Source organism: Paractinoplanes toevensis (assembly GCF_018332695.1).
Lineage (GTDB): Bacteria > Actinomycetota > Actinomycetes > Mycobacteriales > Micromonosporaceae > Actinoplanes > Actinoplanes toevensis.
In genome coordinates this window covers 32,723-54,620 of record NZ_BOQN01000072.1, presented here as the reverse complement: position 1 = coordinate 54,620, position 21,898 = coordinate 32,723, and the positions used below count along the sequence as shown (strand labels likewise).

22 protein-coding genes and 1 pseudogene are annotated in these 21,898 nt (G+C 70.8%); 19 read left to right on the top strand and 4 right to left on the bottom strand.

Annotated features, from left to right (window positions below; all coding sequences use genetic code 11):
* Window position 1: 1 nt before the first annotated feature.
* On the top strand, window positions 2-1,933 hold the full coding sequence (locus Ato02nite_RS28575; RefSeq protein WP_213009739.1) for an ATP-binding protein: 1,932 nt from the start codon (window positions 2-4) through the stop codon (window positions 1,931-1,933).
* The gene (locus Ato02nite_RS28570) at window positions 1,914-2,480 is read left to right on the top strand and encodes a Pvc16 family protein (RefSeq protein ID WP_213009738.1); all 567 of its coding nucleotides are present in this window, start codon (window positions 1,914-1,916) and stop codon (window positions 2,478-2,480) included. Before Ato02nite_RS28575 ends, Ato02nite_RS28570 begins: the two co-directional genes overlap by 20 nt.
* Here the strand turns inward: Ato02nite_RS28570 and Ato02nite_RS28565 are convergent.
* Window positions 2,477-6,214, bottom strand: coding sequence for an eCIS core domain-containing protein (locus Ato02nite_RS28565; RefSeq protein WP_213009737.1), 3,738 nt, complete (start codon window positions 6,212-6,214; stop codon window positions 2,477-2,479). The genes Ato02nite_RS28570 and Ato02nite_RS28565 overlap by 4 nt on opposite strands.
* Before the next feature lie 151 nt (window positions 6,215-6,365).
* On the opposite strand from Ato02nite_RS28565, the gene Ato02nite_RS28560 reads away from it, so the two are divergent.
* The 6 genes and pseudogenes from Ato02nite_RS28560 (at window position 6,366) to Ato02nite_RS28540 (ending at window position 9,916) form a co-directional block, all read left to right on the top strand.
* Complete coding sequence (locus tag Ato02nite_RS28560) at window positions 6,366-6,698, top strand: response regulator (RefSeq protein ID WP_213009736.1); 333 nt, start codon at window positions 6,366-6,368, stop codon at window positions 6,696-6,698.
* 15 nt (window positions 6,699-6,713) lie between these two features.
* The gene (locus Ato02nite_RS28555) at window positions 6,714-8,402 is read left to right on the top strand and encodes a phage tail sheath family protein (RefSeq protein ID WP_213009735.1); all 1,689 of its coding nucleotides are present in this window, start codon (window positions 6,714-6,716) and stop codon (window positions 8,400-8,402) included.
* 25 nt (window positions 8,403-8,427) lie between these two features.
* Window positions 8,428-8,859, top strand: a complete 432-nt coding sequence (locus Ato02nite_RS28550; protein WP_213009734.1) for a phage tail protein — start codon at window positions 8,428-8,430, stop codon at window positions 8,857-8,859.
* Between the two features lie 76 nt (window positions 8,860-8,935).
* Complete coding sequence (locus tag Ato02nite_RS28545) at window positions 8,936-9,295, top strand: hypothetical protein (RefSeq protein ID WP_246607493.1); 360 nt, start codon at window positions 8,936-8,938, stop codon at window positions 9,293-9,295.
* 17 nt (window positions 9,296-9,312) lie between these two features.
* Window positions 9,313-9,462: pseudogene (locus tag Ato02nite_RS53090) on the top strand (DUF6760 family protein); the annotation flags it as partial.
* Window positions 9,455-9,916 carry a phage tail protein gene (locus Ato02nite_RS28540; protein ID WP_213009733.1) on the top strand — a complete coding sequence of 154 codons (462 nt, stop codon included), beginning with the start codon at window positions 9,455-9,457 and terminating at the stop codon, window positions 9,914-9,916. The pseudogene Ato02nite_RS53090 and the gene Ato02nite_RS28540, both read left to right, overlap by 8 nt.
* 667 nt (window positions 9,917-10,583) lie before the next feature.
* On the opposite strand, the gene Ato02nite_RS28535 is transcribed toward Ato02nite_RS28540, so the two are convergent.
* The gene (locus Ato02nite_RS28535) at window positions 10,584-11,378 is read right to left on the bottom strand and encodes a hypothetical protein (protein ID WP_213009732.1); all 795 of its coding nucleotides are present in this window, start codon (window positions 11,376-11,378) and stop codon (window positions 10,584-10,586) included.
* A 219-nt stretch (window positions 11,379-11,597) separates the two neighbouring features.
* Between Ato02nite_RS28535 and Ato02nite_RS28530 the strand changes: the two genes are divergently transcribed.
* The 10 genes from Ato02nite_RS28530 (at window position 11,598) to infA (ending at window position 19,647) form a co-directional block, all read left to right on the top strand.
* Window positions 11,598-12,356 carry an eCIS core domain-containing protein gene (locus tag Ato02nite_RS28530; RefSeq protein ID WP_213009731.1) on the top strand — a complete coding sequence of 253 codons (759 nt, stop codon included), beginning with the start codon at window positions 11,598-11,600 and terminating at the stop codon, window positions 12,354-12,356.
* 28 nt (window positions 12,357-12,384) lie between these two features.
* Complete coding sequence (locus tag Ato02nite_RS28525) at window positions 12,385-13,065, top strand: CIS tube protein (protein WP_213009730.1); 681 nt, start codon at window positions 12,385-12,387, stop codon at window positions 13,063-13,065.
* Window positions 13,058-14,704, top strand: coding sequence for a VgrG-related protein (locus Ato02nite_RS28520; protein WP_213009729.1), 1,647 nt, complete (start codon window positions 13,058-13,060; stop codon window positions 14,702-14,704). The genes Ato02nite_RS28525 and Ato02nite_RS28520 overlap by 8 nt, the downstream gene beginning before the upstream one ends.
* Before the next feature lie 11 nt (window positions 14,705-14,715).
* Window positions 14,716-15,108 (top strand): PAAR domain-containing protein, encoded by a 393-nt coding sequence (locus Ato02nite_RS28515; RefSeq protein ID WP_213009728.1) that lies wholly within the window; start codon window positions 14,716-14,718, stop codon window positions 15,106-15,108.
* Window positions 15,108-15,515, top strand: coding sequence for a GPW/gp25 family protein (locus Ato02nite_RS28510; RefSeq protein ID WP_213009727.1), 408 nt, complete (start codon window positions 15,108-15,110; stop codon window positions 15,513-15,515). The genes Ato02nite_RS28515 and Ato02nite_RS28510 overlap by 1 nt, the downstream gene beginning before the upstream one ends.
* Window positions 15,512-17,470, top strand: coding sequence for a putative baseplate assembly protein (locus Ato02nite_RS28505; protein ID WP_213009726.1), 1,959 nt, complete (start codon window positions 15,512-15,514; stop codon window positions 17,468-17,470). Before Ato02nite_RS28510 ends, Ato02nite_RS28505 begins: the two co-directional genes overlap by 4 nt.
* Entirely contained in the window at window positions 17,467-18,024 is a 558-nt protein-coding gene (locus Ato02nite_RS28500) for a phage tail protein (RefSeq protein WP_213009725.1), read from the top strand. The genes Ato02nite_RS28505 and Ato02nite_RS28500 overlap by 4 nt, the downstream gene beginning before the upstream one ends.
* Entirely contained in the window at window positions 18,017-18,526 is a 510-nt protein-coding gene (locus tag Ato02nite_RS28495; RefSeq protein WP_213009724.1) for a zinc-ribbon domain-containing protein, read from the top strand. Before Ato02nite_RS28500 ends, Ato02nite_RS28495 begins: the two co-directional genes overlap by 8 nt.
* Window positions 18,527-18,691: 165 nt before the next feature.
* Window positions 18,692-19,423 carry a GNAT family N-acetyltransferase gene (locus Ato02nite_RS28490; RefSeq protein WP_213009723.1) on the top strand — a complete coding sequence of 244 codons (732 nt, stop codon included), beginning with the start codon at window positions 18,692-18,694 and terminating at the stop codon, window positions 19,421-19,423.
* Between the two features lie 2 nt (window positions 19,424-19,425).
* The gene (infA, locus tag Ato02nite_RS28485; RefSeq protein ID WP_213009722.1) at window positions 19,426-19,647 is read left to right on the top strand and encodes a translation initiation factor IF-1; all 222 of its coding nucleotides are present in this window, start codon (window positions 19,426-19,428) and stop codon (window positions 19,645-19,647) included.
* Window positions 19,648-19,650: 3 nt separating this feature from the next.
* On the opposite strand, the gene Ato02nite_RS28480 is transcribed toward infA, so the two are convergent.
* The gene (locus Ato02nite_RS28480; protein ID WP_213009721.1) at window positions 19,651-20,748 is read right to left on the bottom strand and encodes a CU044_5270 family protein; all 1,098 of its coding nucleotides are present in this window, start codon (window positions 20,746-20,748) and stop codon (window positions 19,651-19,653) included.
* A complete protein-coding gene (locus Ato02nite_RS28475) occupies window positions 20,745-21,272 on the bottom strand; it encodes an RNA polymerase sigma factor (RefSeq protein ID WP_213009720.1) in 528 nt (175 codons plus the stop codon). The genes Ato02nite_RS28480 and Ato02nite_RS28475 overlap by 4 nt, the downstream gene beginning before the upstream one ends.
* A gap of 129 nt (window positions 21,273-21,401) precedes the next feature.
* Between Ato02nite_RS28475 and Ato02nite_RS28470 the strand changes: the two genes are divergently transcribed.
* Window positions 21,402-21,815: a hypothetical protein gene (locus Ato02nite_RS28470; protein WP_213009719.1), complete on the top strand. Its 414-nt coding sequence runs from the start codon at window positions 21,402-21,404 to the stop codon at window positions 21,813-21,815.
* Window positions 21,816-21,898 lie beyond the last annotated feature (83 nt).

Genomic DNA, 21,898 nt, shown 5'->3' with positions numbered 1-21,898 from the left:
GGTGACTGCCTGGATCACCCTGGCCGACGCGTTGCTGCAGCGCGAGGCGCTGATCTGCCGGCTCGGCGAGGGCCGGCCACCGCGCGACTTCGCGGGGCTGTATGTCGACAACGACGAAGTGGACCGCCTGCTCGCCACGCTGCCCGGGCTCAACGGGCCCGGGCCGGAGCGGGTGGCGGCGATCCGGGCCGGCGCGGCCGCTCCGATCGTCGCGGCGCGCGAGGCGCTGGCCACGGCCCCCGGCGAGGGGCCGCTCGGCCGGCTCGTCGCCGCGGCCGGCCTGTCCCCGGCCGAGGCGGAGGTGCTCGCCCTGCTGGTGGCGGTGGAGACCTCACCGGCCCGCCAGCGCCTGGTCGCGTACATCCAGGACTCGGTTCAGCTGCCCCGGCTGACGCTGGCCACGATCGAGCGAATCTTCCCCGAGGAGGATCACCCAGCCGCCCGGGTCCTGTCACCCGGTGGGGGACTGGTGCGCACCGCGCTGGCCCGCCTCACCGGCGACGGGCCGTGGGCGTCGCTCGTCGCCGAGCCGGCGACCCGCCTGATCTGGCACCTGACCGGCGACGACACCCCCGACCCGGGCCTGCCGGCCGGCGCCGCCATCCGCCGTGCCGCCGTCCCCGGGCGGAAAGGCGGCGATGGGCTCCTGCTCGTGCACGGCGGCGACCGGGAGAGCCGGCTGCGGACGATCGGCGACGACGATCTGCTGGTCACCGATCCGCCGTCGAACGAGGCCGAATGGCAGGCGGTGGTCCGGGAGGCGACGATCGGCGCCCTGACCGTCGTGCTCGATCTCGCCGAGCCGCTCCCGGCGGCCGGGCGGGACGCGATCGAACGCGCCCGCCACCTCGGCTGGGCGCTCTCCTCGCCGGGGGAGCAGCCGCTGGAGGCCATCCCCGGCCTGCGCTGGCGGGAGCGGCACGTCCAGGACGGCGTGGCCGACGACGAGGACTGGCAGCACCTTCTCGGCCGGGCGCCCGACCCGGCGTACCGCCTGAGTCGTGAGCAGTTGCGTCTCGTAGCCGGAGCCGCCTCCGCGGACGGTGGCCAGGTCGCACCCGCGGTTCGCCGGCTGGCCGGCGGTCATCTCGACGGCGTAGCCGTCCGCATCCGTCCCCGCCGCGTCTGGGACGACCTGATCCTTCCCCCGGAGGAGGCCACCCAGCTGCGCGAGCTCGCGCAACGTCACCGCGGGCGGGACACGGTCTACGGCCGCTGGCAGTTCAGCCCGGCCCCCTCGACCGGCGTGGTGGCGCTGTTCGCCGGCCCGTCCGGCACCGGCAAGACGCTCGCCGCCGAGGTGGTGGCCGGCGAGCTCGGCCTCGACCTCTACAAGGTGGATCTCTCGTCGGTGGTCAGCAAGTACATCGGCGAGACCGAGAAGAACCTGGAACGCATCTTCGGCGCGGCCGCCGCCGGCGACCTGGTGCTGTTCTTCGACGAGGCGGACGCGCTGTTCGGCAAGCGGTCCGAGGTCAGCGACGCCCACGACCGGTACGCGAACATCGAGGTCGCCTACCTGTTGCAGCGCCTGGAGACCTACGACGGCATGGTCGTGCTCGCCACCAACCTGCAGCGCAACATCGACCCGGCGTTCCTGCGCCGCATCTCGGTGGCGATCGACTTCGTCCCGCCCGAGGAGCCCGAGCGGCGGCAGATCTGGGCGCGGACCTTCCCGTCCAGCGCACCGGTCTCCGACCTGGACATCGACTTCCTGGCCCGCCAGTTCAAGATCACCGGTGGGGTGATCAGCAACGCCGCCCTCGGCGCCGCGTTCCTGGCCGCCGCCGAGGACAGCCCGATCACCATGCGGCACGCCGTCCTGTCGGTGAAGCGCGAGTTCCAGAAGATGGGCCGGCTGCGCACCGAGAAGGAGTTCGACATCTACTTCGACCTAGTGAACAGGAACGCCGATGCTGCACCTGCTGGATGAGACGCTGGAGGCGTTCCTGCGCGAGGTGGTGCCGCTGCCGGCCCGCGACGTCGACGTGGCGTTCGACGCGCCGGACGGCGAGTGGTCGGCCGCCCTGTCCTCCCGGCCCACGGTCGACCTCTACCTCTGGGACGTACGCCCCAACCTGGCCGAACGTGACTACGGCGAGGTGATCGTCGAGGAGGAGGACGGCCGCCGGTACCGCCGCGACCCGCTGCCCCGGGTGGACTGCCGCTACCTGGTGACCGCCTGGACCAGCGAGGTCCGCGACGAGCACTCCCTGCTCGGCGACGTGCTGTCCGCGCTGCTGCTGCACCCGGTGATCGACACCGAGCACCTGCGCGGCGCGTTCTCGGAGATCCGCCCGCTACCCACGATGCGGCTGCGCAGCGGCGACGGCAGCGAGAACTCGGACTTCTGGTCGGCCCTGGGCGGCCAGCTGAAACCGGGCCTCGACCTGGTCGTCACGGTCACCGTCGACGCGGCCCTGCGCGCCGTAGCCGGCCCGCCCACCGAGGCGATCACCGTCCGCGCCACCGGCCGCTAGGCCTTGCCGCCGGTCACCTGCATCTGGTCGTAGTGGTAGAGCGCGCCCTTGCGCTGCTTCTCCTTCTCGGCGTCGGACAGCGTGACAGCGGTCCCCTGGGAGACCTTCCACGCGGCCAGCTTCGCGACGTCCTCGAGCGTCGTGCAGTTGGCGTACAGCTGCCCGGTCTCCTTGTCGGTGCGGTAGTACGGGTTGTCCCAGTGGATGGTGCGCTCGAACTCGCCGGCCAGGGTGGCGAGGGTGGCGGCGCAGATGCTGCACGGGCTGATGTTGAGCTTCAGCTCGACCTTCTTCAGCCCGGGCGCGTTCTGCTTCTCGAACCAGTCGAGGAAGCTGCGCTCGGCGTGGCTGTCGTTGGTCTCGGGCACCGGGGTGCCGGTGTTCCAGCTGGCGTGCTTCACCTGCTTCGCCAGCTCGGGGTCGGCCGGGTCGGTCGGTGGTTTGATCTGCACCACCCCGCGGCCGCCGCCGCCCATCTTGCCCCGGCCGGGCAACCAGTTGGACGGTGGCTCGCCGACCAGCGCGGTCTTCTGCCGGCCGACCTCGTCGTCGGCGTCGTTGCCCTTCGCGCCCTTCGGCAGATTGTCGTCGTAGAACTTCTTGTCGCCGACGAACGCCTTGGCGTCCTCGGCCGTCTCGAAGTAGAGGGTGGCGGTCAGTCGGCAGGACGCGCTCTTGATCTTCGGCCCGGCCGGTCCGCTCTTCTTGCCGACCTTCTTCTTCTCGCTGGCCGCCGCCATCAGGTAGGAGACGCCCTCCTCGTCGGGCGGGGCGAACTCGAGGAAGGACAGGCCCTGCGGGGCCAGCTCGGCCCGGATCGCGGCGACCGCGGCCTCCATCTTCGCCTCGTCGTCGAGGCCGGACAGCGCGGCGGCCGCCTTCTGCCCGGCGACCACGCGCATGTCGTTGGGGTCGTCGTCCTTCTTGGGCTCGTCGGCCCCGCCGAGACCCAGCGCCTTGAGGGCCGACTTGCCCAGCGCGATCGCCTTGGCCATCAGCCAGTCGATGGCCTTGTCGACCAGCACCCGCAGCTCGCCGATCAGCTTGACCAGTTCCTCCGGCACGTTGCCCAGACCCACCTGGTTGGCGAGGAAGCCGATCGCCACCGGAACGGCCGAGGCCAGGCCCTTCTCCACCTTCTGCGCGCCGGCTGCCACGTTGCCGGCGGCGACCGCGGCGAGCGTGGTCACGTAGTCGTTGACGATCATCAGGATCTCGCGGACGTACTCGATCACCGACTGGACGGCCTTGAAGAACGCGATGCCGCTGTTGACCACGGCCATGATGCCGGTCGGGTCGAGCATGGACAGCAGCTTGGTGGTGGCCTTCGAGACGATCTCGCCGACGATCCAGTCCTTGACCATCCCGAGCAGGGTGTCCCACAGGTTGCCGAGCTGGCCCTCGATGTGTTTCCAGATCGCCGCGACGCCGCCCTCCTCGACATCTTTGATGAAGTCGTAGGCGCCCTCGGCCATGGCCAGGCCCTTGCGGAGTTTGTCGACGGTGTCGGCGCCGATGTGGTCGCCCAGTTTCTTCCACAGTTTCTCGGTGGTGATGTCGAGGACCTGCAGCACCATGGTGAGGATCGAGCCGAACGACAGGTCGGGCGGTTTCTGGATGCCGATCGCGCCGAGCCCGCGGAACAGCCAGTCGGCCAGCCCGTTCAGCAGATAGCCGACCGCGCGCTCGATGAACCCGATGAACCCCTGCTTGAGGGCCTCCAGCATGTTCATCAGGAAGGCGACCGGGTCGCGCTTGATGTCCTCGATGGCGGCCATCGCGTTCGAGATGATGCTGTCCAGGATGCCGGGCGGGAAGTTCATCAGCCGCAGGATCAGGGTGATGACGACCTTGAGGACCTCGCCGGCGAACTCGACGATCCGGCCCAGCGGCTCGCCGAACTTGTCGAGGATCTTCATGAATGCGCCGACGGGGTTGACCAGGTCTTCCAGGGTCAGCGCGTCCCAGATGCCGCGGAAGGTGCCGACGATCATCTCGGTGGAGATGCCGAGGCGCGCCATGGCGCCCTCGATCTGTGCCCCGGCCTCGGCGATCACGCCGGCCTCGGCGAGTTTCTTGTACGTCGCCTCGCCGCCCGGCAGCAGCGCGACGAACCCGCCGATCAGGTTTTCCGCCGTCCGGGGCACCGCCTTGCCGGTGAACGGGTCCTGCCCGAGGATGACCGTCATCAGCCGGAACCCGCGCATCTTGGTGGCCTCGGTGCTCAGCCACTCCAGCAGCGCGTCCTTGATGATCTTCACGACCTCGGTCAGTACGTCCTTGGCGAACGCGCCGATCTTGGTGATCAGGCTCTTGGCCTGGTCGGCCAGTTTGGACAGGTTGTCGCCGAGGTTGGCGATGTTCTCCGGCTGAATGGCTTCCCAGCCGGCCTTGAACAGCGCGCTCAACTCGCCGAGGATGCCGAGGAACTGCGCGATCCGGCCGTCCAGCCAGTCGGCCGTCTTCTGGAGGGTGCCGCGCTCCTTCATCTGGGCGAGCGCGTCCTGCTTGCCGATCAGCTTCAGGAAGTCTTCCAGGATCTCGACCGTGGTGGCCTCGACCGGCGTACCCCGCAGTGGGTCTTGATGGAGCACTTTCTTGGCCAGGTCCCAGGTCGGCGTGCCGACCAGGTATTTCTCCGCGAGACCGACCGCCGCGTCGCGGATCATCTGCACGATCGCGTCGTAGATGCCCTTCACGAACCCGAGCGCGTCCGAATACAGGCCGCTGACGTGCCGTCGCACGATGGTCAGCGCGCCGTCCGGGTCGGTGAGGTCGATCTCCTTCCATGCCTGGTCGATCTCGCCCTGGATGCGGGCCAGCGTCAGGTTGTGCGCCTTGAGCCCTTCGTCGAGCATCTTGTAGGCACCCTGCACCACGCCCAGCTCGATCAGCTTGCCGGCGACCACGTTGCCGAACGGCACCAGCCCCAGCACGCCCCGGGTCAGGTTTTCCGGGCTGCGGTCGACGTTGCGGTTGGCGATCGGGTCGTAACCGGCCACCACGGTCAGCATGTCGTAGCCCGGCACGCTCTTGACCAGGCTGACGATCGGCCCCATCAGGTAGTCGGAGGCGTCCCGCTGCACCGGCGTGCGGTAGACGCCGACCGACGTCTGCTGCACCACGTGGGTGGCCTCGTGCGCCATCAGCGCCAGGTCACCGGGTGACTCGCCGGCGCCGAGGAAGATGTGCTGCCCGGTGGTGAACGCCCGCGCACCCAGCTGCGCGGCTGCGGCCTGCGCTTTCGGATCGTCGTGGACGAGGACCCCGCCGAGCGGGAAGCCGAGGTGCTCCTCGATCTTCGCGCGGACGTCCGCCGGGATCGGCCGGCCGCCGCCCGGCGCGGTGATGAGTTTTTCCAGGCCGGGTGGGGTGTTCGGGCCCTCCGGCGGCTCGCCCGCCGCGGCCGCCGGGGTGACCAGCCGGGAGATCGCCGGCATCGGGCCGCCGCCCTCGCTGATCGCCTCGGACACGGCGTCGGCCTGCCGCTCATAGGGGTCGCCGGGCTTGCTCACCGACAGTTTGGGTTGCGCCAGGCGCGACAGCGCCTGGTTACCCCCGCCGGCGAAGGCGTTGAACGCGGCCGGGTGCCGCGGCGCCGGGCTGGTCGCCAGGCGCTGAAGCGCCGAATTCCCAACCCCTTTTTGCGTACGGGCGACGGGCTCGACAACCGCAGGGGACGAGCGCGACTGGTGCTCGTCGACGGTCGGCTCCTGCCGAGCGGACAGTTTCACCGGCCACCTCCGGCCCTCAGCATCGGTCGCGGCCGTCGCCGTCGGCAAGCCCCCGGAAGCATCGGTGCACCAATGGCTGCACCGCCGCACCTTATGCCCGCGGGCAGACGCGAGAGACGCTCTCTTCGGCGGAGACCGTGGAGGTGAGGCGATGACGCGGGTCCTCATGGGGGACTTCGAGGCCCTGCACCGCCTGGGCCTCGAGCAGATCCTGCGGGTCGACGGCATCGAGCTGGTCGACACCGACGGCGACGACGTGCTCGACCGGTTGCTGGAGGCGTTGCCCGACGTGATCGTGCTGGACCTCGACAAGGTCACCACCGGCGCGCTCGTGCACGTCATCGTGCATCGGTTCCCGCGGGTGAAGGTTGTGGCCTGCTCGTCGCGGCATCCGATGATGCGCGTGTTCCCGCCGCTGCACTACGGGGAGTTCTACGAATCCGACCTTGACCCCGCGCTGCTGACCAGCGCGGTGCAGGCCTGACAGGGGGAAGACTTCATGGCCGCGTCGTACGGAGCACCGGGCGTCTACATCGAAGAGCAACCGAGCGGGTCCATTCCGATCGAAGGGGTGGGCACCGCGGTTGCCGCATTCGTCGGCTTCACCGAGCGCTACGACATCGAGAACGGTGATCCGACCGACCCGGACGGGGTGAAACCCCAGCTGGTGACGAGCTGGCCGCAGTACGAAAGGGTGTACGGCGGTTTCGTGCGCGGCGCGATGCTGCCGCACGCCGTCCGCGGCTTCTTCGAGAACGGCGGCAGCAAGGCCTACATCTGCCGCATCCCCACCACGGACGAGGAGGGCAACACCGCCGGCCGCGGCAAGCCGACGCTGACGCTGCCCAGCGCCGACAACCCGGGCACGCCGAGTCTTCATCTGTCCGCCGTGCAGCCCGGCGCCAACCTCGAGGTCGAGGTCGTCCCGCCGCCGGCCGCCGCACCGCCCGCCGAGGGTGAGGGCGACGGCGGCGGCAACAGCGGCGGCAACAGCGGCGGCAACAGCGGCGGCAACAGCGGCGGCAACAGCGGCGGCGAGTACACCCTGCGGGTGTACGAGGAGGGCGCACTCCGCGAGGAGCTCAGCGGCCTGCAGTTCAGCGGCCGCAGCGCGCGCACCGTGGAGAAGACGGTCAACGACCGCTCCAAGTTCGTCCGCATCGAGGTGCAGCCGCTGCAGGGCGCGTCGCTGGCCGAGCGCACCCCGGCCGCCGGCCGTTACACGCTGCAGGCGCCGCCGGTCTCCACCAAGTCGGTGACCCCCGCCGACCTGGTCGGCAACGAGAGCGACCGCACCGGTTACCAGGGCCTGGCCATCGCCGAGAACGTCACCATGGTCGCCATCCCCGACCTCATCACGGTGGCCACCAAGGACGACGGCTCGATCGACGAGGAGATGTTCCTCGGGGCGCAGAAGCAGCTGATCGACTTCTGCGAGGCCAGCCACAACAAGATGGCCATCCTCGACACGCCGCCCGGTCTCAACGCGACCCGCGCCCTCGAGTGGCGGTCCCGTCTGGCCCGCGACTCGGCGTTCGCCGCGCTGTACTACCCGAACGTGGTGGTGCCCAACCCGCTGGCCCGGCCCGGTGCCACCAACGGCGAGCTCTACCTGACCGTCCCCACCGCCGGGCACGTCGCCGGTGTCTGGGCCCGCACCGACGCCACCCGCGGGGTGTGGAAGGCGCCGGCCAACGAGGCGCTGCGCGGCATCGTCCGCCTGCAGAACGACGTGACCGCCGGCGAGCAGGACCTGCTGAACCCCGACGGGGTCAACTGCATCCGGTCGTTCGGCAGCTACGGCACCAAGATCTGGGGTGCCCGCACGCTGGCCAAGACCGACCCGTCGTGGCGCTACATCAACGTGCGCCGACTGTTCAACTTCATCGAGGAGTCGATCCAGCGCGGCACCCAGTGGGCGGTGTTCGAGCCGAACGACTTCGACCTCTGGCAGCGGGTCAAGCGCAACATCACCTCGTTCCTGCGCGGGCTCTGGCAGCAGGGTGCGCTCGTCGGCGCCACCCCCGAGCAGGCCTTCTACGTGGTGTGCGACGAGAGCAACAACCCGGCCTCCTCGGTCGACGAGGGCAAGCTCATCGTCGAGGTCGGCATCGCCCCGGTGAAGCCGGCCGAGTTCGTGATCTTCCGGATCAGCCAGTGGCAGGGCGGCGGAGCCGCATCCGAGTAATCAAGCCTGAAAGGGGAGGGCTCCCATGCCTGATTTGTCAACCACCTTCAACTTCGTGCTGGAGATCGGCGGAGTGGAGATGGCGAGCTTCCGCAAGTGCTCGGGTGTCGAGTCGGAGACCGAAACGATCGAGTACAAGGAAGCCACCAAGGACGGAAAGATGATCATCCGGAAGGTCCCCGGGGCGATGAAGTGGAGCGACATCACCCTGGAGCGCCGGATCGACGAGTCGAAAGCGCTGTGGGAATGGCGCAAGCAGGTCGAGGACGGCGACGTCGACGCGGCCCGCCGGGACGGCTCGATCGTCATCAAGGACTCGGTGAAGAAAGAGGTCGCCCGCTGGAACTTCGAGAGGGGCTGGGTCTCCAAGTGGACCGGCGCCGAACTCGACGCGGGCAGCAATGAGGTCGCCACCGAGAAGGTGACCATCACGCACGAAGGGCTTCACCGGGCATGAGCGAGCGTAGCGAGCGAATCGGCAAGCTCAGTGCGGAATTTGCTCTTGGCAGCTCGGAGCGAAGCGAGGAGTTGGCATGAGCGGGTTGCAGACCGAATTCCCCTTCACGCTGCCGAAGGGCTACGTCGACGACGACGGCACGCTGCACAAGACCGGCGTCATGCGGCTGGCCTGCGCTCGCGACGAGATCGAGCCGCTGCGCGACGGCCGCGTGAAGGAGAACGAGGCGTACGCGACGGTGATCGTGCTCGCCCGGGTGGTGATCCAGCTCGGCAGCGTCGCGCGGGTCACCACCAAGACGATCGAATCCCTGTTCGTCTCCGACTTCTCGTATTTGCAAGACCTGTACCGGATCGTCAACTTCCAGGATCCGAGCATCCTCGAGGCGCTGGAGCCCGGCACCCCTTTCCCGCCGACGTCAGTGGGGGTGGGTTAGGGCACTACGCGCACGAGGAGCTCTGGCAGGAGATCGCCTTCCTGGCCTATCACCTGCACTGGGACCTCGATCGGCTGCTCGACCTGGAACACGGCGACCGGATCCGCCTCCTGCGGGAGGTGGGCGGCCTGAACGAACGCGCATGGCAAGGAGTGGCAGGTGGCTGACGAGAGAAACCTCCGACCGCCCTTCGTCGGCAAGTTCCGCTTCAAGATCGGTGACCTGGAGATCGGCCAGTTCACCGAGGTGACCGGCCTGGCCGTGTCCATCGACGTGGAGGAACTGCCGGAGGGCGGTCAGAACGCGTACACGCACAAGCTGCTCGGCCGGATGCGCTGGCCGAACATCGTGTTCAAGCGCGGCCTGACCAACTCCGACGCGCTCTTCACCTGGCTGGCCGGCTTCTCCGGGGCCGGCCTGACCGGCAAGCAGAACAAGGTCGTCCCGACCACCGGCTCGATCAGCGTGCTCTACCAGACCGGCAAGCCCTACCGCACGTGGTCGCTGACCGGCGTCAAGCCGATCAAGTGGACCGGCCCACGCCTGGCCGCGTCCTCCCGCGACCTGGCCATCGAGGAGCTGGAGGTGTGCCACAGTGGCTTCACCGTCACCACGCCGTAGTGACGGCCCCCGGCCCCTCCGCCGCGCCGCCCGCTTCCTGGCCCGCCTGCTGCCCCGGTCCCTGCGACCGGGGCTGACCGGTTCCACCGGGCCGGCCGGCGGCGGTGTGGCCGGCAGCGGCCTCGGGGCCGCGTCCGCCGGCCGGGTTCCCGGGCCGGCGGTCGGTGCCGGGCTGACCGACGGCCTGCGGGTGCGGCCGCCGTGGTCGGTGTTGCGCTGGTACAAAACGGTCCGGGAACGCCAGTCCGCCGCCGGTACCGGCTTGGGCGGGCAGACCTCCATCGCCCGCCCGGCGCGCGCCCGGCGGCAACCGGGCGGACTGCCCCGGTCGGCCCGGGCGACCGGGCAGCCGGTGAACGCGCCCGGTCCGGGGACGACCGGTGCCGGGGCACGCGGGCGGATGCTCGCCCGGACACCGCTGGGGTCTTCCGGCCGCGGGTCGACGGCGCTCGGCGGCCGCGGTTCGTTGATCGCGGTCCCGCCGGAGGGCCCGGACGTGCGGCCCGGGCACGAGCTGACGATGGGCCGGCCGGCCGGTGCGCGGCTCGGCATCGGTGGGTCGCCGGCGACGGGCGGGAACTCCGTCGGGGCCGGACTGGCGGATCAGATGCGGGTGCGCACCTGGTTTGCGCGCGGCATGAGTGCAGGGATGTCCGAGGGAGATCGATCAGCTCCGGCCGGGCCGGCGGGCGGTGGTGGGCGTGCCGGTGCCACGGGGCACGATCGGGGGCGCGGGCACGGCGACCACTCGGCGCACGATCCGGCCGGTTCTTCGCACGACACGAGCCGCCCGACCGAGCCTCGGCCGGGCGGCCTTGGCGGCTTCGGGCCGGACGGGTTCGGGCCGGGCGGGTTCGGGCCGGGCGGGTTTGGCCGGCGAGAGCTGGGCGGGTTCGCGGGGACCGGAACCGAGCCTCGGCCGGACGGGCGCGGGCCGAACGTCAGTTGGTCGGACCTCAACGGGCTCACCCCGTTCGGCCTGGGAGCCCTCGGCCGGCTCGGCGCGGGGGCCTCGGCCGACGCGGCCGGCAGCGGCCGGTCCGGCGCCGATTCCACGGCCGGCCGTGGCGGCGCGGGCTTGCCAGGTGCTGGGCATGGGACAGCCGGATCCAGTAGCGCTGCCCTGCGTGGCGCTGGGCTCGGCAATGCCGGAGCGGGTGCAGGAGAGCTTGGCCGGGCGGGGTTCGGCGCGGCGCTGCTCGGCGGCGCCGTGCGCCCCGCGAGCGGGATCGGCGTGGGCCGGGGCGTCGGCGCGGGTGGCGCGGCTGGGCTTGTTGGCGCGGGTGGCACGGTTGGGCGTGTTGGCGCGGGTGGCACCGCTGGGCTCGTTGGCGCGGGTGGCACCGCCGGGCTTGGTGGCGCGAGTGGCACGACCGGGCTCGTCGGCGCCGGTGGCACCACCGGGCTCGTCGGCGCCGGTGGCGCGGGCGGGTTTGGTGGCGCGGGCGGCGCCGGGGGGCACGGTGGGCTTGGTGCGCCGCTGGTCGGGCGGCCGAACTCGGGGCCCGAGGTGAGTAATCCTGAGTCTGCGGCGGGGCTGCGGGTGCTCGGAGCGGCCACGTCGCCGCCGGGGAGTGTTCCGGACCCGAGTGGGGCGTTCACGGCCGGCCCGGCGGCGGGGTACCGGCTGGGTGGCGGGGACGCCGTACGGAAAAGTCCTCGGGATCGGTGGGAAGCGGCCGTGGCCGCGCGGCCGCTGGAAGCGCCGCGGGCCCTTCCCGGGGCGCTGCATGCGATGGCCTCCGCCCTTACCGGGCGGGCTCGGCCGCCGCTCTATACGACCGGGCCCAACACCCGGCATGCGCTCGCGGCCGCGGGGGCGCTCGGGGCCACCACCGGGACCGTTGTGCACCTGCCCGCCGCGCCGCCGTCCGGGCCGGCGGTTTCGGCGGTGCTCGCGCACGAGTTGATGCACACGCGTAGCCCGGTGCGGCGGCCGCGGTTCCTGCTCGACGGGGTGTCCGGCCTGCTCGACGACGATGAGCGCGGGGCACTCGCGGCCGGGAAGCAGGCCGTGACCGCCGGCGCCGGGATTGTGGACTCGCTTCCGGTCGGGGGTGGGCTCGGCGCGGTCAGCGAGGTCGCCACCCGAGCGGCCAAGGCCGCGGTGATCGAAGCGACCGCGAGCCCGATCGGAAGCGCATTCTCCGGCCTGCAAGGGGCGGCGGGCGACGCGTTCTCCGGCCTGCAAGGGGCGGCCGGAGACCTGCGGGGGGCCGCCGGCAGTGCCCTCTCGGGGGTTCAGGACGCGGCCTCGGCGGCGGGTGGGGCCGTCACCGAGGCGGCCGGTGGGGCGATGTCGGCCGTCGGGCAGGCAGCGGGAGCGGTGGCGGGGGCGGCGAAGACCGCGCTCGACGCCGATCAGGTGGTGGAGATCGTGGAGCGGCGGCTGCTGCGCGAGATCGAGCGGCGTGGTGGCCGGTGGGCCGGCGTCTTCTGATGAGCTTCTAGATGGTGGGTGAGTTCTGATGGCGGGAGTTGCCGGCGCGCCGGCCAAGGCCGAGTTGCGGACCGAACTGAAGGAAGTCATCCCGTTCCTGTTCAATCCGGCGGAGCTGACGATCACGAAGTCGGCCTCGTGGCAGGGGGCCGACAACAAGGGTGCCAACGCGCCGCTGCTGCGGTTCCAGTCGGGGCAGCCGGGCACCCTCGCGCTGAGCATCACGCTCGACACCACCGACACCGGCACATCAGTCACCGAGCACACCGACAAGCTGATGAAGCTGGTCGCCGTGGACGCGAAGCTGCCGGCCTCGGACAAGAACCGCAACAACTTCCGGCCGCCGTGGGTGACGTTCCACTGGGGACCGCTGCAGTCGTTCAAGGCCGTGGTCGAGCGGCTGACGCTGAAGTTCACCTACTTCGCGGCCAGCGGCATGCCGTTGCGGGCCAAGGCCGATCTCGCCCTCAAACAGTACGAGGACGAGCAGGTCAAACCCTTGCAGAACCCGACCTCGCACACGCCGTCTCTGCAGACCGTGCATCGGGTGCACCACGGCGAGACGCTGGACCGGCTGGCCGCCAAGCACTACGCCGATTCCACCCGGTGGCGGCTGATCGCCGAGGCGAACGGCATCGTCGACCCGCTCGCGCTGGCCGCCGGCACCCTGCTGGTCATCCCGGAGCTGCCGGTGCGCCGCCGTGGCTGAGCAGAAGCGCCGGCTCGACGGTGCCCAGCTCACCATCGACGGCAGGCCGCTGGCGCCGGAGAACTATCCGCTGCTGGCGCTGGTTCGCGTGGAGGAGTCGGTGCAGTTGCCCGACTACTTCGCGATCCACTTCGACGATCCGCACTTCGAGCTGTTCGACAAGGGCACGTTCACCATCGGCACCCGGGTGGAGATCGCGTTCCGGGCCGAGGGCGACCCGGTCGTGGTCACCTCGGGGGAGATCACCGCGATCAGCGTGGAGCCGGGCATCTCGGGGCGGCACGAACTGGTGCTGACCGGTTTCGATCTGACCCACCGGCTGGCCCGGGTGCCGAAGTCGCGCAGTTTCCAGCGGGTCACCGACGCCGACATCGCGTCCCGCATCGCCGGCGAGTACGGCCTGGACGCCGATGTGGACGCCACCGGTGCCGCGCACGACTACGTGTTGCAGGCCGGCGAGACCGACTACGCATTCCTGCGCCGGCGGGCCGCCCGGATCGGCTTCGACGTGTGGGTCAGCGACAAGAAGTTCTATTTCAAGAAGGCACCCCGCTCGACCGCCACCCCGCCGAAGCTGACGTACGGCAAGAACCTCGCGAAGTTCGCCACCCGGTTCTCCGCCGCCGAACGCTCCGACGAGGTGGAGATCCGGGGTTGGGACCACCTCGGCAAGGAAGCCATCACCGGCCGGTCCGACCGCACCGAGCTGGGCACCGACGCCCCGGCCGCGCAGGAGATGTCGGACGCGGCCCGGCGCGCGTTCGGGCGGACCAAGCGCAACGCCGGCCAGTTCCCGGTCACCGACCAGGCCGAGGCGGACGCGCTGGCCGGGTCGCTGCTGCTGCGGGCCTCCGGCGAGGAGGTGGTGCTGCGCGGCGAGGCGATGGGTGACCCGCTGATCGGGGCGGGCGCGAAGGTGCAGATCGAGGGCGTCGGTTCGCGGATGACCGGCTCGTGGCGGGTCACCCAGGTCGAGCATACTTATGGCGCAAACCGCCCATATCTCACCAGGTTCGTCTGCGGTGGGAAGGAGCCGGCCGGCATCGCGGATCTGACCACCGGTAAAGCGGTGGAGAAACAGGGCTGGTCGGGATTGGTCGTCGGGATAGTCACCAACAATGACGACCCGGAGAAGCTGGGCCGGGTGCGGGTGAAGTTCCCGACCCTGTCGCAGGACGACGAGAGCGCCTGGTCGCGGATCGCCACCCCGGGCGGCGGCAAGGAACGCGGCCTGCAGTGGATCCCCGAGGTCGACGACGAGGTGCTGATCGGGTTCGAACTGGACGACACCACCCGGCCGGTCATTCTCGGCGGCCTGTGGAACCGGCGGGACAACCCGCCCGATCCGGGCGCGCTCGGCGGCGGCGTGGTGAAGCAGCGGATGCTGGTCAGCCGCAAGGACTCCCGGCTGGTGTTCGACGACGACAAGCTGGAGATCGATCTGCTGCTCGGCGGCACCCCGTGCGCGCTGAAACTCGAGAAGTCCGAGTCGTCGCTGACCGGCGACCAGAAGCTGGTCATCTCCGCCACCCAGATCGAGATCAAGGCGACGTCGAAGCTGACGCTCAGCGGCGCCCAGGTCGAGATCACCGCGTCCGGGCCGCTGACCGCGTCCGGCAAGCCGATCAAGCTGAACTGAGGGGGCCGACGATGCCGCAGCCGGCCGCACGCCAGAACGACCCGGTCACCGGGACCGACATCCACATCCTGCTGGTCCCGTCGCCGGGCGGCCCGGTGCCCACGCCCACCCCGCTGCCGTTCGCGGGGCAGCTGATGCTCAGCCTCTCCACCGACGTGCTCATCAACGGCCGGCCGGCCGCGACCCAGGGCAGCATCGCGCAGAACATGCCGCCGCACATCCCGCCGTCGCCGTTCAGCAAGCCGCCCACCAACCAGGGCCGGGTCATCATCGGCTCGCCGACCGTGCTGGTCAACGGCAAGCCGCTGGCCCGGATGGGTGACCAGGTGGCCACCTGCAACGACCCAGTCGACGCGCCGACCAGCGTGATCAGCGCCGGATCGCCCGACGTGCTGGTGGCGTGATGGCCGGCGACGACTTCATCGGCAACGGCTGGGCGTTCCCGGCCGCGATCAACCGCAACGGCAGCGTGCGGCTGGTCACCGGCACCGAGGAGGTGGACGCCGCGATCCGGATGATCCTGTCCACCGTGCCGGGGGAGCGGGTGATGCGGCCCGAGTTCGGCTGCGCCATGTGGGAGCAGCTGTTCGCGCCGCTCACCGCGGGCACGCTGGGGCTGATCGAGCAGGCCGTGAAGGAGGCCCTCGAACGCTGGGAGCCGCGGATCGAACTGCAGGCGGTGGACGCCGACGGGGAGCAGGCCAGCGGGACGGTGCACATCACGGTCGCCTACCGCATTCGGTCCACCAACGACGTACGCAATCTGGTTTTTCCGTTTTATACGATTCCGACCGAGGAGCCGGCGCCATGAGCCTGCCCGCACCTGATTTGGACGATCGCCGGTTCCAGGACATCGTCGACGAGGCGAAACGGCGGATCAACCGGCTCTGCCCGGACTGGACCGACCACAACGTCTCCGACCCCGGCGTGGCGCTGATCGAGCTGTTCGCGTGGATGACCGAGATGACGCTCTACCGGCTCAACCAGGTGCCCGACCGGCTCTACGTGAAGTTCCTCGAACTCGTCGGGGTGGAGCTGTTCTCGGCCGTGCCGGCCCGCGCCGACCTGCTGTTCCGGCTCACCGCCGCGCGCGATGACGTGGTGCGCGTGCCGGCCGGCACCCAGGTCAGCACCGAGCGCCGGGAGGACGAGGCGCCGATCGTCTTCCTCACCGACTCGGAACTGCTGGTCACCCCACCCAAGCTGATCGCCTGCCTGACCCACACCGGCGACCGCTACGCCGACCACTGGGAGGAGTTGCGCCGCGAGGCCGCGACGGTGCAGCTGTTCCCGACGCTGCAGGTCGACGAGGCGGTCTACTTCGGTCTGCAGGAGTCGGCCGGCGGCAACCTGTTGCGCCTCGACGTCACCACCGGCCCGGAAGGTGCCGGCGTCGACCCGCGCCGCCCGCCCCGGGTCTGGGAGGCGTGGGACGGCACGGCCTGGAAGAACGTGCGGATCCTGGACGACACCAGCGCCGGCTTCAACTCGACCGGCGAGGTCACCCTGTTGCTGCCGATGCGGCACGAGGCCCTCGCGATCGGTTCCAAGCGGGCGTTCTGGCTGCGCTGCCGGCTGGTGCGGCCGGTCGAGGGGCAGCCCGACTACACCAACCCGCCGATCCTCGAGCAGCTGTCGGCGGTCGCGCTCGGCGGCGCCGTGCCGGCGCATCACGCCGAGCCGGCGCCGGCCGAGCTGCTCGGTGCCAGCAACGGCCGTCCGGGCCAGGTTTTTCAGGTACGCCGGGTGCCGGTGCTGCCGCGGCGCCACGACGAGACCGTACGGGTGGTGCTGCCCCGCCACGAGCGCACCGGCGAGCCGGAGGAGCAGGAGTGGATGGAGGTCGCCGACCTGTCCGACGCCGAGGAGGACGACCAGGTCTTCACCTGGTCGGGGGCCAACGGCGAGATCCGGTTCGGGCCGCGGGTGCTCGACCGGGAGGGCAAGGTGTGGCAGCACGGCGCGATCCCGCCGATCGACGCGCAGATCTACGTGACCGGCTACCGGTTCGGCGGCGGCAGGCGCGGCAACGTTCCCAGCGACCGCCTCACCGTGCTGCACACGTCGATCCCGTTCGTGGCCGGGGTGACCAACCTCGACCCGTCGGCCGGTGGGGTGGACGCCGAGACGGTGGAGAACGCCAAGGTGCGCGGCCCGATGCTGCTGCGCGGCGGCCGACGGGCGGTCACCGCCGAGGATGTCGAACGGCTCACCCTGGACGCCGCGCCGAGTGTGGCGCGGGCCCGCTGCCTGCCACCGGACAACCCGTCGGAACCGGCGCGGCTGCTCGTCGTACCCCGGGTCGATGTTGCTCCGGAGAATTTGACCCTGGATGACCTGGCCATCTCCGAGGAGCTGGAGGAGACGATCAAGGCCTATCTGGAGCCGCGCCGGCTGCTGACGATGCGCCTGCGCATCGACGCGCCGCGCTACCAGGGGGTCAAGGTGGTCGCGGAGGTGCGGGCGGCCCCGGGCGTCCGCACGGAGACCGTGCGCGAACGGGCGGAGCGCGCGTTGTACGAGTACCTGAATCCGTTGACCGGCGGGCCCAGTGGACAGGGCTGGCCGTTCGACACCGACCTGCGCCTCGGCGACGTCTACGGCGTACTCCATGGGTCGTTCGGGGTTCAGGGGGTTGAGGCGGTGCACTTCTTCTCCGCCGACCTGCGCCGCAAACGGACCCTCGACCAGGTCGAACAGCGGCTGCGACTGCTGCCGGAGGCGCTGTTCATGTCGTACGAGCACCGGGTGGTGGTTCAACAATGACCAGCCACGACGGGTGGCTCGTCGAGCAGCTGCCCCGGGTGATGGCCACCGACCCGGTGCTGCGCGATTTCGTGACCGCTTTCGAACAGACCCACGACACGGTCCGGGAACGCATCGACGCCATCGAGTTCCAGATGGACACCGGCCTGGCCAGCCCCGACATGCTGGCCTACCTGGGTTCCTGGCTGGGCGTCATGCTGGAGCCCACCGACCCGGCCGAGTACCGCCGCTCCCTGGTGCGCGAGGTCGGCAAGCTGCTCGGCTGGCGCGGCACCCGCTACGGCGTGGAGGCGCTGCTGCAGGCGGCCACCGGCGCCCGGGTCACCGTGATCGACGCGGGCGGCATCTTCGGCAGCAACGACAAGGTGCCGCCGCCCGACCCGGTCGTGGTGGTGCAGATGGACCACACCGGTCACCTCACCGAGAAACAGGTGATGGCGTTCCTGCAGAGCGAGTTGCCGCTCGGCGCCAAGATCCAGCTGGACGTCCGCTTCCAGCCGCAACCCGCGCGCGGCCGTGCCCGCCCACCCGGCAGTGGAGACGACAATGCCTGAGATGTACGGCTCGGTCCGCCAGATGCCCTGCCCCGACTGCGGCAACCCGGTGATGCCGGACCGCGACCAACTCTGCCAGAACTGCGGTTACCCGCTGATGTTCCTGCGCAAGGGCGGTGGCACCGACGACGCCCAGGCCCAGGCGATCCCGCGCAGCCCGAACGAGCGGGTCGACGAGACCGGTATCCGGGCCGTTCCGCAGCAGGTGCCCCGCACCGCGACCCGGCAGTTCCCGGCCGGCGACTACGGTGCCCCGCCGCGCGGCCAGGCACCGTGCCGCAACTGCGGCTACCCGAACGAGCCGGTCCGGATCCGCTGCGAACGCTGCGGCATCGAGTTGCAGGCGGCCCGCCCGCAGGCGACCCGGCTGGCCCCGCCGATGATCGCCCACCAGCAACCCGGGAAGCGCAGCTGGACCTGGCTGCTGATCCTGCTGATCATCCTGGCCGCGCTGTCCCTGCTGGCCCTGGCGGCCGCCCTGGCGTGGCTCTATCTGGGGTGATCTGGTAACTTTCAACACGCCGTGGCACCCGACCGAGGAGGTGAGACCCGTGAACGTTTGTACGGAGCGGGCGCTTACCCCTGCCGTCACGGGCCGGCCACTGACCTAGGTGCTGCCGGGAGCGCCCCGATAAGGCGATCCGAAAGGCACCAAACTGTGAATCCTGTGGAATCCCGCCATGCCGTGCTGATCTCGCGCGTCGCGGCCGGCCGGTGGCATGCGCTGGAGGACGACCTCGTCGTCGGCCGCGCCGAGGTGTCGCGGCGGCCCGACGAGCGGATGTTCGTCAGCATCGACGCCTGGCACGACGAGGCCTTCGACCGGCTGGCCGACGCCATGCTGGCCGAGTTGCCCCGACCGCTGCACACCCTGGTCGACGAGACCGACCTCGACCTGACGGCCCGCTGGCAGCGGGCCGGCTTCACCGTCCGGCGCCGGGAGTGGGAGTACGCCGTGCCCACCGCACGCGACTCCGCGCTGCCGCCGCCCGGGGTGACGATCAAGGCGTTCGGCCGGGCCGAGGAGGCCCCGCTGCTCGCCCTGGACCGGGCGATCCGCGCCGAACGGTGGCCCGACCTGCCGGCCGAGATCTTCGTCCCGCCCGCGCTGGACCTGTCGAAATACGCCGTTGCCGCGGTGGACGGCCACTACGTGGGTCTGCTGCGGATCGCGATGGTGACCCGGCTGCCCCGGATCGGGCTGATCGCCGTCCGGGCCGACCAGCAGCGCCGCGGCATCGGCCGGGCGCTGCTGGCCCACACACTCGGCGCCCTGCACGGCGTCGGCAAGACCACGGCTTCGGCCGAGGTGTCCGAATCCAATGTCGCCGCCACCGCGCTGTTCGAGGGCTTCGATGCCCGGCGGACCGGCAGCAATCTCGAACTGGTGGTGCGCTGAACATGCCGAGAACAGCCAAGGGAATCGAGCTCGAGGGCACCGTCCTCGAATGTATGCGTAACGCGAACTTCCGGGTGGAGCTCCAGAACGGCCACACGGTGCTGGCCCACATCAGCGGAAAGATCCGGAAGAACTACATCAAGATTCTTCCGTTCGACCGGGTGCTCGTGGAGCTGAGCCCGTACGACCTGACCCGGGGCCGGATCGTCTTCCGCTACCGGTAGCCGCTATTTCGGGGGCGCCTCGTCGGTGGTCCTCTGATCCAGGACCACGCTGTAGGCGAGGACGCTCCCCGGGTCGAGCCGTGCGGTCGTGCCGGCCGCCTGGACGACCCGGGTCTCCCGGCCGAGGGCGCGACCGGTGGCGGTGTCGATCACGAAGCGCTGTTCGATCGAGCCGTACGTGGCGTTCCCGGTGGTGAAGGCGAAGCCCTGACCCCGGCGTCCGTGCTGATCGGCCACGACGCCGAGCGAGCGCACCCCGGGCAGGGTGGCGATCAGCCGGAAGGCCGCCGCCCGCACCGGGCCGCTGACCGGGATGTCGGTGAGCAGGCTGGAGGCCACCGACAGCAGCCACTGCTGCCGGTCGGTGGGCACGTCACCGCCGCCGCCGTCCCAGGACTTCAGCAGCCGGGCCCGCAGCGCCTCCGGGTCCGCCGGCAGTTTTTCGAGGTCGCGTACGGTGACGTTGGTGTTGCCGAAGGCGTACACCTCGGGGTTGTCCGACGAATTGGCCTCCGGCGCCCCGGCGTCGATGCTCACCGGGTAGCCCGGCCCGAGCTTCCCGTCCGGCAGCGGCTTGCCGACCAGCACCTCGTGCGGTGAGCCGGCGGCGCGCCAGGCGGCGTCGTCGGCCGGGGTGAGCGGGGTCATCCCCAACTTGGTGGAGATCACCCGGTTGGACTCGTTCCCGGACCGGGACAACCAGGTCTCGTACGAGGTCTTGGCCGTCATCTCGTAGGTCGCGGTGCCGGCGCCGACCGTGATCGTCGAGCCCTCCTCGGACCGGGTGACCACGTACTTCCCGGAACCGAACGCGTCGGTGGTGCTGTGCTCGGCCGCCGTCAGCAGCAGCTGGGAGGCGGTGAGCGGGCGGGCCACCTCGGTGTCCGGCGCCGGGCCGGGCTCCGGGACCGAGACCGCCACGACCACGGCCGCCACCACAGCCGCCAGGGCGCCGGCCGGGATCAGCAACGCGGGCCGGAAACGGCGGGCCGGGGCGGTCCCTTCCCATACCGGTACGGGCAACGGCGGCGTCCCGGACGGATCCAGCTGGGCCGGGCGGGCCTCGGCGAGAGCCGTCATGACATCGGGGTGATTCTTCATCGGCTGGGCTCCTTGATGACGGTCGGCTGATCGGTGGCCGCGACCGCCCGGGCGAGGCGGTTGCGGGCCCGGTGCAGGCGCACCAGAAAGGCGGGGGTGGAGCAGTTCACGACGCGGGCCGCCGCGCGGGGCGAAAGGCCGTCCCAGGCGATCAGCGTCAGGGTCTCGCGGTCGTGCTCGGAGAGGGTGGCGAGCGCGGTGAGCACCGCCGCCCGTTCGGCCACGCCGTCGGCGACATCGGGCTCGGCCGCGTTCGCCCACTGCCGCAGTTCGGCGGCCACGGTGCGGTGCCTTTCCTCGGCGCGATGCCGTTCCCGGATCACGTTGCGAGCGACGCCGAGCAGCCAGGGAAGTGGCGCGGCGCGCGGCATCTTCGCGAAACTCCGCCAGGCGACGAGAAACGTCTCCGCCACCACCTCGTCGGCGAGCGGCCGCCCGGCACGGGCGACGGCGTACGCGTACACGCGCCGGTGATGGTCGGCGTACAGCGCGGTGAACTCCTCTGCAGCCTCTGGGTCTGCCACTGATGAGCCGTCCTTAGTCAGGTTGTGCTGTCACCTGGAAGTGCGCCGCGGGGCCGACTTCTTACACCCGAGCTTCGTTCATCCTCCGGGGATGACGTCGCCGGGATCGCGCGGCGGCACGGTGGCGGGATGGGACGAATTCCGGGATGGACCGCGATCACGCTGGCCTTCGTGCTGGTCGTGGGCGCCGGCGGGTGCTACTCCGACGAGGCGGCGGCACCTCCGGTCTGTGACAGCTTTGCCGCCGTGCAGAACACCGTCGACCACATTCGCGAGGTCAACGTCTCCGAGAACGGACTGTCGCAGCTCAGGCCGTACCTCACCCAGCTTCGTGAGCAGCTGACCCAGCTCTACACCGACGCCCGGGCGCAGTTCGCGCCGCAGGCCGACCGGCTCAAGGCCGCGGTGGATCAGCTCGAGGCCGCTCTGCGCACCGCGCGCGACGACCCGAGCGCGCTGAACCTGGCCGCCGTGCGCACGACGGTCACCGCCGTCCGGGCCGGCGGGCAGGATCTGCGCGCCGCCATGGCACAGACCTGTTGACCGCCAATTCTTACCGGTCGATGACGTACCGGCCGTGACCCCATCCTCGCCGTCCTCGCCGCCGTAGTGGGAGGTGCCATCGA